Below are 11,980 nucleotides of genomic sequence, written 5' to 3'. Positions count from 1 at the left end.
AACCGGAGGTGTGGACCAGGTCGTGTTTGTCGACGGCACGGTCTGGACTCGCGCGACGTTGCTGGCGCTTGCCGCCGTGCCGACCAGCGGCAACGACACCCTCCATGGCGACTATGCAGCGAATACGCTGTCTGGAGGCGCGGGTAACGACACGATCTATGGCGGGGCTGGCGACGATGCGCTTTCCGGCGGGGCCGGCGATGACTACCTCGAGGATGGCGCCGGAAACCATACCTATCTTTTTGCCCGCGGCGATGGCAACGATCTCATCGATGATCAAGGGAGCGGTGCAAATAAGCTGATCCTTTAAGGCGTTGCACCGTCAGAGGTGACAGTCGTCCGTAACGCCACTAACGCCATTTTGCTGATCGGCACCGACGGCATCTATGGCGGTCTCATCATCGGAGGGCAGTTCACCTCGGACGGGAAGATATCTGCCGTTCAGTTCGACGATGGAACGATCTGGACCGATCAGATGCTGCTAGCAAACGCGATCGCCAATGACGGTGCCGATCTGACGCACTCCGGGACGGGCGGCTCCGATACGATCTACGGTACGAGCGACATCGACGTGATCGATGGCCGCGCGGGCGACGACATTCTGCGTGGTAGTGGTGGCTCGGATACCTATCGCTGGGGCGCCGGTTCCGGGAGCGACACGATTGTCGAGGACAGCGGTGAATCAGACGTAGATGCGATCCGTCTCCTCGGTCTCAATCCCTCCGATGTGGCGCTCAGCCGTCTCGACAACCACTTGTATATCACGATCAACGCCACCGGCGAGGTTCTAAAAGTCCAGGATCATTTCGATTCGACCAGCTATGGCGTCGAACAGATCAGATTCGCCGATAACACGAACTGGGACCGAGCCCAGATACTCGCGGCGGCTTGGTTCATCGGCACCAGCGCCGGAGAGACAATAGATGGCAGCTCGGGCAACGACACGATCGATGGACGTGCCGGCAGCGATCGCCTGATCGGACATGGCGGCGCCGATACGTATCTTTTCGGGGTGGGATCAGGAAACGATACCATTGCGGAAGGTAGTGTGGCGTCCGATGGCAGCGGCGACGTCGTGAAGCTCGTCAACCTCAACATCGCCGATGTCGAGTTTAGCCGCTCGGGCAACGATCTCTACATCAAGATCGCATCCAGTGGCGAAACGTTGAAAGTTGAGAATCAGTTTGACGGCGATAGCGGCATCGAAGTCGTCGCCTTTGCCGACGGCACCGTCTTGGACAAGGCCGCGATAAAAGCCGCCGCAATTGAATCCGGTGTTGGGTACAAACGGTGCGGAAATGCTGACCGGAACGTCGGACGCCGACCTCGTGAACGGTCATGGCGGCAACGACACCTTGCAGGGGGGAAACGGCAGCGACACCTACATCTATGGCGTCGGCTCCGGCAACGATGTGATTTCAGAAAGCGGGCGGATGCTGGAACGGATAACATCAAACTGGTTGGGCTCAATGCATCGGACGTCGAGTTCATGCGTTGGGATAACAACCTCTACGTCACGATCCTCGCGACCGGCGAGCGGGTCCAGGTCAATAATCAAATTCTCCGGCGGCGCCGGCTTCGAACAGGTTACGTTCGCCGACGGCTCCACCTGGCGCCGCGCTCAGATTGGATCCGCCGCATGGTTACGCGGTACGTCAGGCAACGATAGCATTTCGGGAACGTCCGGCGACGATACGATCTTTGGCGGTGCAGGCAACGATACTATGGCAGGAGGAGCGGGCAACGATACCTTCGTTTTCCGCGCCAACCTCGGCCAGGACACCGTTATCGATTTCATGGTCGGCAGCGACGTGCTCGAATTTCGGGATGGCGTCTTCGCCGATGCGGCAGCTGTGCTCGCGGCAGCCGCGGCCTCGGGAAGCTACATGACGTTGGAACCCATCGCGCCGTTGAGCGATGATCTCAGCCTTCCGGCTATCGTCAACTGACCTGCCCGGCTCTTGCTGGTGACGCGATGACCCGCCGACGGTTAGATCTCGCAATGGGACACGATCCCGACGAGCTTCGCGAACTCGTCCAAAAGGACCTGTGACCGTCACCAGTACGTCGTGCGTCCAAAGGGTACGCGCTTCTGAGACAAACCGGTCCCTTCGCGACCATCGTCCTCCGTAAGAACGCCGCAACGAAATCGCAAAGAATTGGGTGAAACGACCGTGAACAAAACGGGACGGAAGCACCTGCCATAGCAAGAAAAATCAACAACTTAGAAGATGTTCACTGCGTTCGGGACGCAGGAGGCAAATCGTAACTTTGAGCTAAATCCCAGTGATCAATTGCACGCGGACGGCAGGTCTGCAGACGGTTGGACTTTTCGCTATAAGCCATTGATCTGTAATGATCGGATTTTGGCTTAGGTGGAAAAATTTTCTTGAGAAATCAACGCTAGCAGCGTGTCTCTTAATCAGCGGCTCTATTTAATCGTGCCGGGACTGATCCTGCATGGAAACTGTTTTCATTTGGAAATGGCCGACAAGCCATTGAATTGCTAGAGCGTGTTTTGGCCGTATTTTTCCGAATGCGCCTTGAAATCGTTGAATTAATCAACCTGATTTTGATTCCGCCATTCGGAGGTTCGATCCCTCCCGCCCCAGCCAGCACTTAAGCTGCTGAGTTCGTTATGCAAGCAGCTCTATTTCCCGCCAGATTTTTTGGGGCGCGTTTGGAAATGGAGTTCTGAAGCTCGGCCCAGAATCGAACTGAGCGGCTTCGCGCATCACATCGACCATATTGGCTTATCTCCGTGGCTTTCATCCCACCATATACCGCGGAGGCTACTCGGGCAGGCCTATTACGCGCTCATCGTAGAATAGGGTATTACGGCGAACAAATCGGACAACCAGTCGAAAAACCGGGCCGACAATTCCGGGAAACGATACAGGCGCGCCGGCGCATGCTAGTCACCACTTTTCGACCCATGGCCGAAGCACGACTTCGAACGCCCACGTCGACCGATGCTGGCGATGCAGTTGCAAATATGTTTCGGCGATATGGTCGGGGTCGGCCATGTTGTCGTCGACAGTCATCCCCGCCAGCCGGTGTGCGCGGGTCCCGTCCTCCTGAGTCCAGCCGATCGCGGCGTCGATCGGTACATTCGCGACGTGGATACCCTGCGGCATCAGTTCTCTTGCCATGCTCTGCGCGAGTCCCGACTTGGCATGGCATGCCATCGCAAAGGCGCTGCTTGATGGAAAGCCTTTGAGCGCTGCGCTGGCGTTCGTGAAGATGATCGTTCCCTTCGCCCCGTTGGCGTCGAGTTTGTTTCCGAGCATGAGTCGAGCTGCCTGTTGACCCACCAGAAATGCGCTGAACGCCGCGTTTCGAAGTGTTTCTAGCGCCATGACTGGGTCCGCTTCGATAACGCTCTTGCGGAAAATGCCGGGGACCCGTCCATCGATGTTGTGCACGACAAGTCTCGGCGTCCCAATGTCCTGCACGATATTCTTGAACAACCGCTCCACGGCCGCCGGTTCGCTGGCATCACAGGCGTATCGACGCACCCCATGCATTTCCTCAAGTGTCTCAAGAACCGCTTTTCCGGGATTCCTGGCTGCCACAGCAACACGCATACCGTTCTTCGCGAACAGCCTCGCGCAACTTGAGCTGATGCCCGGACCGCCACCGATAATGAGTGCAACGTCCTGGACGGAAGGTTGGGCGTCGCCCTTGGACTGAGACATGTCGCTTACTCGCGGGTTGGGAGCTGACAAAGTAGTGGTAACGGTCGTGTTATACCGCCTCAGGTCAGAAGCGAAGCAATCATTAATTCTAAATCAGAACTATAGGTAGTTGCAATTAGCCCGACTGGGCGGTACCTTTCAGTACCTTATCACATGTGGGACATGGACAATACTCGCGGCTCACAGAGTTCTATTCGCGATCGAATCCTGTCGGCTGCTTTCCAGTCGCTCAATGAAAACGGCTTTTTAGGCGCGAGCACCCTTGAAATCGCGACCAAGGCCCACGTGTCGAAACGCGAGCTCTACACATTGTTTTCGAGCAAGGACGAGATCCTCCTCGCCTGCATCGCCGAACGCGCAAGCGCGATCAGCGGCAGCCTCTCGGAACTGCCCGCGCCCAGCACAGCGCGAGAACTCTTCGACGTACTCCGGGAATTGGGATTTCGGCTTCTCAAGGACGTCACTCGCGCCGACGCTATCGCTGCGTTCAGATTCGCGATCGCGAGAAGCGATGATCTCCCGGAGGTCGCGCGCATTATCGACAGAAATGGCCGCCGTGCGAGCCGCGAAGCGCTTGCGAAAGTGATCGACCACGCCGTTAGTCGCGGTCTCCTGAAACGCGCGGAGACGAAGCGGATGGTCCGGACCTATGTGGGGCTTTTGTGGTCCGATCTTCAGGTGGGGCTTCTTTTGGGAGTGCTCAAGCCTCCGGCCGAAGACGAAGTGAAGCTCTTCTCCGAGCAGGCGGCGCGCGAGTTTCTTGCAATTTACGGTACCTGAACCGATTATCTGAACGGACGGTCGCGCAAGCTCCGCAGTGCTACCCGTAAGCTTGGATGTGGCGCAGTCCTCGACAAATCCCAACCACGTAACAAACCAGTGAAACGCTGCAGTCTCGACGCTTCGCTCTTCGGCCTAGATCGTACCAATTGGGTACCATGACTGCTGATGCGGAGAGTCCAATGAATAATCCGGGTGACGTGCCGCCGGCATGCAATCAACCGGGCTTCGGATCGAAGAATTCCTTTAGGAAGATTCTGGTTCAGTCCCAAGCTAAGGGTAAGTCGGCGATGACTTGCCGATCTGGGCAGGCTTGATCATTGCCAACGTCGAAAGATGACACTGGCGTTGACGCCCCCGAAGCCGAATCCATTCGAAATCGCGTGCTCCATCGTCATGCGCCTGGCCTCACGGGACACGAGGTCGACGCCATCAGCGGCCGCGTCGCCATTCTCGAGATTAAGAGTAGGCGGCGCGACCTGGTCGCGTAACGCGAGGATCGTGAAGATCGCTTCCGCTCCCCCGGCTGCGCCGAGCAGATGACCGGTCGCCGATTTGGTGGCGCTCACGGCAATTTTTCCGTCGCGGCCGAACACGGATTTGATCGCTTCCAGTTCGGAAACGTCGCCAACCGGCGTCGAAGTGGAATGGGCGTTGAGATGCTGGATATCACCGGGCTTGAGGCCGGCCTGCCGCAAGGCGCCTTCCATAGCGCGGCGCGCGCCGTCGCCGTCCTCGGGTCCCGACGTGATGTGGTAGGCGTCGGCAGTTGTGCCATAGCCGGCGATTTCGGCGATCGGTTGGGCGCCCCGGCGGAGCGCGTGTTCCAACTCTTCAATGACAAGGATACCGGCGCCTTCGCCCATGACGAAGCCATCGCGGTCGCGGTCGAAGGGGCGGGACGCTCGCGCTGGCGTTTCGTTAAAGCCGGTCGAAAGGGCCCGGGCGGCGGCGAAGCCGCCGAGGCTCACGAGATCGATGCAGGCTTCCGAGCCACCGCAGATCGCAACGTCCGCTTCTCCGGTTCGGATGAGGCGTGCGGCGTCACCAATCGCCTGCACGCTCGCGGCGCAAGCGGTGACCGGCGTTGCGATGGGACCCTTGAAGCCGTAGCGGATGGAGATATGACCGGCCGCGAGATTGGCGAGAAAGGACGGCACGGTGAAGGGCGAGAGGCGCCTCACGCCGCGCTGATCGGTGGTGCGAACCGCCTCGACGATCGCCGGAAAGCCTCCGATACCCGATGCGATCACCGTCGCGGTGCGCTCCAACGCGTGTGCGTCGGAAGGCGCCCATGCCGCTTGCGCAATGGCCTCGGCCGTGGCGGCCAGTGCGAACAGGATGAAGCGGTCCATCCTCCGCTGATCCTTGGCAGGAACAACCAGATCTGGATCGAAGCCTCCATCCGGATCGTCGGCCTTGGTCGGCACGATTCCAGCGACCCGTGCGGGGAGGGCAGCCGCCCATTCGGGAAGGGCGGCGAGCCCTGAACGGGCCGCGAGCAGGCGGGACCATGCCAACTCGCTGCCACAACCCAGCGGTGATACCAATCCCAAACCCGTAACGACGATCCGACGCATATGAGGTTACCTTCTTGCGTTACCCACGAACATCGCGTCGTTCCGCCCGGTCGCGACTCTGGGTGGTTGCGATAACCGCGTTCGCTACCGCGCGCCTCCTGAATACCTCGCCGCGGGCCTACCCGATTGCATGAGCGCACGGCTCAATGCGATGCGAGCGTCTTCAAAGCCCGTCCAGAGCGATGCATTCTCCAACGAGGGAAAGCAGATAAGCTCACCTTGGTCCAATGCCTGCAGGGCGGTGTCGACCAATTGCTCCGGGGACATGAATAGTTCGTTGGGGAAGGGAGCCGCAGTGAGACCGGATGCTTCAAAGAACTCGGTGCGAACCGGGCCGGGAAGCACCGCCTGAACAATGATGCCAGTCTTGGCAAGCTCCATCTGGAGCGAGCGCGTGAAATTCAAAACATACGCCTTGGAGCCGGAATAACCTGCGCCGGAAGGCGTCGGCATGACCGCGATCATGGAGGCGATGTTGATGATCGTTCCGGAATTGCGGCGCAGGAATCCCGGTAGGACGGCCTGAGTCAGTCGCGTCAACGCCAGGACATTGATCTTGATCAGGTTCTCCAGCGCGTCCGCAGCTACTTTCGAGGCCGACCCAAGCGCGCCGAGGCCGGCATTGTTGATCAGGACGTCGATTTCCTCACGGTTTGTTAACAGCGCCTCAATGCGCAACAGGTCCTTCGCGTCAGCGAGGTCGGCAGTGACAATCTCGACCGCTCGGTTGGTCTTGACTTTGATTCTCTTGGCAATGTCCTCTAGTCGGTCTCGACGACGGGCGACGAGAATCAAGTCGTAGCCGCGTTCCGCCATTCGTTCGGCATAAACGGCGCCGATCCCGGACGACGCACCGGTGACGACTGCAAAACGTTGAGGGTTGCTCATCTCAATCTAAGCCTCCAACAATCGGCATGGATCTAGACCGGTTCTTGAATGGGATACGGCACAGGCTTGTTTTCTTCGAGCCAGCGCTTCTCATGCTCGGAGTTTGGCGGTGGCGCGGGCATGCCTTGAATCTGCCAGAGATCAAAAGGCGTCTCGTCGATATGGATTTCCCAATCCCTGCCGCGATCCTTGATGTAAGGCGCGATTGCCTTTTCCGCCCAGCCCATCCATTTGGCTTTTAGCTTCTTGGCGTCAGGCGGGAATGACCGCGCGATATGGTCTACCCAGATGCGAACGAAATTGTGCGCCTCCTCGCCGCCCATGTAAAAGGACTCGGGCGCGACCTCTTGAAAAACGACGATGACGTAGAATTTCGGCAGCCCGCGATAAAGCTCGGTAATCCGCTGTGACAAGGCGCGCTTGTCATCAGCGGTGAAGGCGCCAACAGGATGATATATCTTCCAAAACGGCATTTTTCCTCTTAATTCGGCGTCTCTCTGCGTGTCATCAATGATGATAATCATCATTATTAACGCTGTTGTCAACCCTTAATGATGATGTATATCATTGTTGCTGATTGGTGGTTCGGAGAATTGATCGTGCGGATTACAGAGAACCAGGCCCAGAAGAATCGGCAAAGGGTTGTCGCGAAGGCCTCGCGGCTTTTTCGCGAGGCTGGTTTCGATGGCATTTCAGTAAACGACCTGATGAGGGCCGCGGGCTTCACGCATGGCGGCTTCTATAATCACTTTGAATCGAAAGGCGCGTTAGCGGGCGAGGCACTCGATCACGCATTCCGACAGATGGATGACGTGCGGGAACGAATGCCGACCCTGGACGAATTCGTTACGTCGTATCTTTCGGAGGAGGCCCGCAACGCGCCCGGCTCGACATGTCCGGCGGCTGCACTGGCAGGCGAGGTCGCACGACAGCCCGATACCATCAAAAGCGTTTTCGCCGATGGCGTTGAGCGAATGATCTTGTCGGTTGAAAATCTGTTGCCCAAGACGCCATACGCGCGTGATGAGGCGGTCGATGTGGTTTGTCGTATGCTCGGGGCGTTGGTTCTGGCCAGAGCGATGCCGGCGTCGAGCAGCCTTGGCCGTGAATTGCTCGCGAACGCAACAGAGCGGTGCCGGAAAAGCGCGGTGACTTCAAACAAGCCGCGGCGGGGCGGGAGCGGTCCGAGAGGTCAGGGCTGACGCTTCATCACTAAGTGTGGGGCGCTCAATCTGCGAGCCTGGTTGTGCTGCTCGCCATGAGTTCTCTCCGTCCAGGCTGCATTGGGCCGTCCTGGCAGGGAACAATCGAACGAGACCGCAAGAGCGGCTTTTCTGCAGGGGGAAATATCGTGAAGCGCTTTTGGCTACAGCAGTATCCGGAGGGAGTTCCCGCCGATATCGATGTCAACCAGTATTCTTCGTTGATCGAACTATTCGAAGAAAGCTTTACGACGTTTGCGGATCGCAAAGCTGCGATCTGCATGGACAAGGCGATCACCTACGACCAGCTTGACAAGATGTCAGCCGGTATCGGCGCTTACCTGCAAAGCAGGGGTCTCGCGAAGGGCGCCCGGGTTGCGATCATGATGCCAAACGTTCTGCAAAACCCTGTCGCGGTAGCTGCTGCCTTGCGTGCAGGTTACACGGTTGTGAACGTCAATCCTCTTTATACTCCGCGGGAACTCGAGCATCAGCTCAACGATTCTGGCGCAGAGGCCATTGTTATTTTAGAAAATTTTGCGACGACCCTGGAAAAGGTGCTGCCGCGGACCAGCATCAAGCACATAATCGTCGGCACGATGGGAGATCTACTTGGTCTCAAGGGCGTTTTCGTCAATTTTATTGTGCGCAAGGTCAAGAAAATGGTCCCTGCGTATTCGCTGCCAGGCGCAATCTCATTCAAGGATGCGTTGTCAGCCGGCCGCAAGATGAAGCTGGACAAGCCGAATATTGGTCCGGACGATGTTGCGTTTCTACAGTATACCGGCGGCACCACGGGTGTCTCGAAAGGTGCAACGTTGCTCCACCGTAATATGGTGGCCAACGTGCTTCAAATTGTTGCGTGGACCAATCCCGCGTTGCGCAAGCCGCCACTGGTCGAACCCTTCCTGACAGTCTGCGCGCTACCACTCTATCACATCTTCGCGCTCACGGCCTGTTTCCTGTTTTCCGTGCGAGTAGGCGGCACCAACCTTCTGATTGTAAATCCGCGCGATATTCCAGGATTCATCAAGGAGCTTCGAAAGCACAAGGTCCATAGTTTCCCGGCCGTCAACACGTTGTTCAATGGTCTTCTGCACCATCCCGACTTCAAGAAGGTGGATTTTTCGGAATTGAAGACTGCAATCGGTGGCGGGATGGCGACCCAAAAGACCGTTGCAGACAAATGGCTCGCGGCGACCGGATGTGTCCTTTCCGAAGGCTACGGCCTCTCTGAGACAGCTCCGACTTTAACGGTGACACCGCCAAATCTTGCAGAGTTCTCCGGGACCATCGGACTGCCTGTCCCATCAACTTATATTTCTATCCGTGATGATGATGGCAGGGAAGTGCCATTCGGCGAAGCCGGCGAGATTTGCGGCAAGGGGCCGCAGGTGATGGCCGGTTACTGGAACAGGCCTGACGAAACCGCCCGGGTGATGACAAGCGACGGTTTCTTCCGGACAGGTGATATAGGCGTGATGTTGCCGGACGGCTTTACCAAGATCGTGGATCGTAAGAAGGACATGATCATTGTCTCCGGCTTCAACGTCTATCCAAACGAAGTCGAAGAGGTGATCGCCAGCCATCCGGGAGTCCTGGAATGCGCCGCGATCGGCGTCCCCGATCCGAAATCCATCGAAGCGGTCAAGGTATTCGTAGTTCGCCTCGACCCGAATCTGGGAGCTCAGGACATTATTGCTTTCGCCAAGACACAATTGACTCCATACAAGGTGCCGAAGCACGTTGAGTTTAGGTCTGAGCTGCCGAAGAGCAACGTCGGAAAAATTCTGCGCCGAGAACTGAGGAATGAAACTCTAAAAGCCACAGCAACTGTTTGATTTGTAAAATCACAAAGCCGATCCGGACTGCGGCAACGATCTGTCCGGCGATAACATCATCATCAAGTGTCTGGGCACCAGCCCAGGCAAGCCAGCGCGCGGCCGCCAGGCAGACAGGCCTGCTGAGACCCTAACCGGCATATGCAAGCACACAAGCCGAAGCGAACACCGGCTGCGATCACACGAGCAATCGATAGCGGGGAGGGAGCAATTTCCTGTTGGGATGCCCCTGTCGGCACCCTCACGATAGCCTCAAACGTCAACCCAATCAGATGACCGCGGGACTGCTGTCCTTCCCGCCGGTGTTCTCGGCCAAAGTACCAAATCAGAATGAACCCCGGTGCAGTCCGGCCATCAGAAATTTGGTATTCCAAGATCCGGGCGAGGGGAGTTCCAATCCAAATTATATTGACTATATATCCGCAAGGCAGTGGGCCGGGTGTTGCGGCAAGGTAGGGTGGGCCTGGAATGGCAAAGAACAGTCTTGATGCGTCTTGTCCTGTAGCGCGAACGCTCGACATTGTGGGCGCGCGCTGGACGTTGCTGATTATCCGTGACCTTCTCCCAGGCACCATGCGATTTCAGGACCTTCAAGAGCGTCTGCCTGGCATGGCGCCTAATGTCCTTTCTGATCGTCTAAAAACACTTGAGGCACACGGCCTTGTACGTCGCGAATTCTACAGCGACCATCCCCCGCGAGCCGCCTATACCCTTACCGACCCTGGCCGTGAGCTCGGCGTCATCGTTCTGGCTCTGGGCCGATGGGGCATCCGGCACCTCGGCGGCAGGTTGAATCGCGGCCTCCGGCACGACGAGGCTTTCCGGCACCTGCAACAAGCAGCCGACGCTATCGCCCGCCGGCCGGTTCAGCGGGCAAAATCCGGTGCCAAAGCCGTTTCCTGAACTGTCGCATGATCATGCGGCCTCCAGCGCTTTGCGAATACGCGGAGATTGTTCGAGGGCCCATCGGACGACCTTGGGGGCACGCCCAAGTAAACTTTTAAGCTCATCGTTGACAACATCATAACGTCCGCCTGCGACCAGGCGGGTGATGGTTCCCAAGTGGTCTGCAATATGCGGACTGCGCGACGCGATGGCACTATTGATGTACGTCTCGATCCAGGCATCCAGGTCTTGGGGCACATACGAGATACGTCGTCCGAGCGCAGCGCCGTAATCCTCGGCAAACCCATGCATGTCCTTCAACTCCGGTCCGGTGAGCTCATACGACCTCGATATATGCGCCGAGGGGGCGATCAGGACCTTCGTGCAGACCTCCGCAACATCATAAGCGGCGATTGGCGCGATCTTCTGCGTGCCAAAAGGCAGGTGGAGTTCGCCCGCACCAAGCAACTGTCTTAGCGGAAACCAGGAAAGGATCGGATTCTCGACGAACATGGTCGCCCGTATATTGACGACCGGCAGGCCGGACCACTTTAGCGCCTGCTCCGATGCCCAATGGGCTCTCTGTTGCGGTGACCATTCGGCGACAAATCCTCCGAGCCAGCCGAGTCGCGCCTCGCGCGCGCCGGTCATTTTATCGAAAGTCATGAAGGACTGCTCGAATTCCGAAATGTTCACGAAGACCTCAATGTCCCCTTGCGCGCGCGCAGCGGCGGCCATCAGGATGCTTGCATCGGTATAGTACGGGTTCAAGCTCATGCTGAAGTAGATCCGGCGGCAACCCTTCAAGGCGGCGGCGACATCGGCGACGTTGAGTAGATCTCCGACGAATACTTCGGCTCCGATCTGCCGAAGCGCCTTCGCCCGCTCGTCGTCTCGCCTCACGAAGGCACGCACCGGATATCGCTGCTCCAGCAGCGTGTTGATCATCGTCTTGCTTACGGAGCCGACTTCGCCGCCGGCTCCAGTGATCAAAATGGGATTCCGTTTCGACATCGAAGTGTCCTTTTCGGCTGGGCGACTGGGTGGGTGTTCGTTGAAGCGAAGGCGGCTCGCGCCATCGAGGCACGGGCGGGCGATCGTTCGCT

The 11,980-nt window shown here is 57.9% G+C and carries 11 protein-coding genes and 2 pseudogenes; 8 read left to right on the top strand and 5 right to left on the bottom strand.

The genetic code is table 11. From position 1 onward, the window contains the following. Positions 1-22: 22 nt before the first annotated feature. The 4 genes and pseudogenes from V1290_RS10660 (at position 23) to V1290_RS10650 (ending at position 1,949) form a co-directional block, all read left to right on the top strand. Positions 23-310 carry a hypothetical protein gene (locus V1290_RS10660; protein ID WP_334364368.1) on the top strand — a complete coding sequence of 96 codons (288 nt, stop codon included), beginning with the start codon at positions 23-25 and terminating at the stop codon, positions 308-310. A gap of 165 nt (positions 311-475) precedes the next feature. Continuing rightward, a pseudogene (locus tag V1290_RS36485) lies at positions 476-1,234 on the top strand (calcium-binding protein); the annotation flags it as partial. A gap of 64 nt (positions 1,235-1,298) precedes the next feature. Next, positions 1,299-1,703: pseudogene (locus V1290_RS36480) on the top strand (hypothetical protein); the annotation flags it as partial. 21 nt (positions 1,704-1,724) lie between these two features. Beyond that, complete coding sequence (locus tag V1290_RS10650) at positions 1,725-1,949, top strand: hypothetical protein (protein WP_334364366.1); 225 nt, start codon at positions 1,725-1,727, stop codon at positions 1,947-1,949. A 969-nt stretch (positions 1,950-2,918) separates the two neighbouring features. Here V1290_RS10650 and V1290_RS10645 read toward each other — a convergent pair. Then, on the bottom strand, positions 2,919-3,698 hold the full coding sequence (locus tag V1290_RS10645) for an SDR family oxidoreductase (RefSeq protein WP_334364365.1): 780 nt from the start codon (positions 3,696-3,698) through the stop codon (positions 2,919-2,921). A 162-nt stretch (positions 3,699-3,860) separates the two neighbouring features. Here V1290_RS10645 and V1290_RS10640 point away from each other — a divergent pair, with 162 nt between their 5' ends. After that, entirely contained in the window at positions 3,861-4,478 is a 618-nt protein-coding gene (locus V1290_RS10640; protein WP_334364364.1) for a TetR/AcrR family transcriptional regulator, read from the top strand. 317 nt (positions 4,479-4,795) lie between these two features. Here V1290_RS10640 and fabF read toward each other — a convergent pair whose 3' ends face one another. The 3 genes from fabF to V1290_RS10625 all read right to left on the bottom strand — a co-directional run bounded on the left by fabF (position 4,796) and on the right by V1290_RS10625 (position 7,473). After that, positions 4,796-6,058 carry a beta-ketoacyl-ACP synthase II gene (fabF, locus tag V1290_RS10635; protein ID WP_334364363.1) on the bottom strand — a complete coding sequence of 421 codons (1,263 nt, stop codon included), beginning with the start codon at positions 6,056-6,058 and terminating at the stop codon, positions 4,796-4,798. An 84-nt stretch (positions 6,059-6,142) separates the two neighbouring features. Continuing rightward, positions 6,143-6,946 carry an SDR family NAD(P)-dependent oxidoreductase gene (locus tag V1290_RS10630; protein ID WP_334364362.1) on the bottom strand — a complete coding sequence of 268 codons (804 nt, stop codon included), beginning with the start codon at positions 6,944-6,946 and terminating at the stop codon, positions 6,143-6,145. A gap of 32 nt (positions 6,947-6,978) precedes the next feature. Then, positions 6,979-7,473 (bottom strand): tautomerase family protein, encoded by a 495-nt coding sequence (locus tag V1290_RS10625; protein WP_334364361.1) that lies wholly within the window; start codon positions 7,471-7,473, stop codon positions 6,979-6,981. 24 nt (positions 7,474-7,497) lie between these two features. Between V1290_RS10625 and V1290_RS10620 the strand changes: the two genes are divergently transcribed. From V1290_RS10620 to V1290_RS10610, 3 genes are all read left to right on the top strand, one after another. After that, complete coding sequence (locus V1290_RS10620) at positions 7,498-8,148, top strand: TetR/AcrR family transcriptional regulator (RefSeq protein ID WP_334364360.1); 651 nt, start codon at positions 7,498-7,500, stop codon at positions 8,146-8,148. 149 nt (positions 8,149-8,297) lie between these two features. Next, positions 8,298-9,989 carry a long-chain-fatty-acid--CoA ligase gene (locus V1290_RS10615; protein ID WP_334368987.1) on the top strand — a complete coding sequence of 564 codons (1,692 nt, stop codon included), beginning with the start codon at positions 8,298-8,300 and terminating at the stop codon, positions 9,987-9,989. A gap of 468 nt (positions 9,990-10,457) precedes the next feature. After that, positions 10,458-10,892, top strand: a complete 435-nt coding sequence (locus tag V1290_RS10610; protein WP_334364359.1) for a winged helix-turn-helix transcriptional regulator — start codon at positions 10,458-10,460, stop codon at positions 10,890-10,892. Between the two features lie 12 nt (positions 10,893-10,904). Here V1290_RS10610 and V1290_RS10605 read toward each other — a convergent pair whose 3' ends face one another. Further along, a complete protein-coding gene (locus tag V1290_RS10605) occupies positions 10,905-11,888 on the bottom strand; it encodes an NAD(P)H-binding protein (protein ID WP_334364358.1) in 984 nt (327 codons plus the stop codon). Between the last annotated feature and the right edge of the window lie 92 nt (positions 11,889-11,980).

This window comes from Bradyrhizobium sp. AZCC 1578, assembly GCF_036924675.1.
GTDB lineage: Bacteria > Pseudomonadota > Alphaproteobacteria > Rhizobiales > Xanthobacteraceae > Bradyrhizobium.
The sequence above is the reverse complement of the archived record's forward strand: the minus strand, read 5'-3'. Positions and strand labels throughout refer to the sequence as shown.

Excerpts from the sequence above, each read along its gene's own strand:
- V1290_RS10650 (WP_334364366.1), top strand. The coding sequence starts at position 1,725 with ATGGCAGGAGGAGCGGGCAACGATACCTTCGTTTTCCGCGCCAACCTC.
- V1290_RS10645 (WP_334364365.1), bottom strand. The coding sequence starts at position 3,698 with ATGTCTCAGTCCAAGGGCGACGCCCAACCTTCCGTCCAGGACGTTGCA.
- V1290_RS10640 (WP_334364364.1), top strand. The coding sequence starts at position 3,861 with ATGGACAATACTCGCGGCTCACAGAGTTCTATTCGCGATCGAATCCTG.
- fabF (WP_334364363.1), bottom strand. The coding sequence starts at position 6,058 with ATGCGTCGGATCGTCGTTACGGGTTTGGGATTGGTATCACCGCTGGGT.
- V1290_RS10630 (WP_334364362.1), bottom strand. The coding sequence starts at position 6,946 with ATGAGCAACCCTCAACGTTTTGCAGTCGTCACCGGTGCGTCGTCCGGG.
- V1290_RS10625 (WP_334364361.1), bottom strand. The coding sequence starts at position 7,473 with ATGATGATTATCATCATTGATGACACGCAGAGAGACGCCGAATTAAGA.
- V1290_RS10620 (WP_334364360.1), top strand. The coding sequence starts at position 7,498 with ATGATGATGTATATCATTGTTGCTGATTGGTGGTTCGGAGAATTGATC.
- V1290_RS10610 (WP_334364359.1), top strand. The coding sequence starts at position 10,458 with ATGGCAAAGAACAGTCTTGATGCGTCTTGTCCTGTAGCGCGAACGCTC.
- V1290_RS10605 (WP_334364358.1), bottom strand. The coding sequence starts at position 11,888 with ATGTCGAAACGGAATCCCATTTTGATCACTGGAGCCGGCGGCGAAGTC.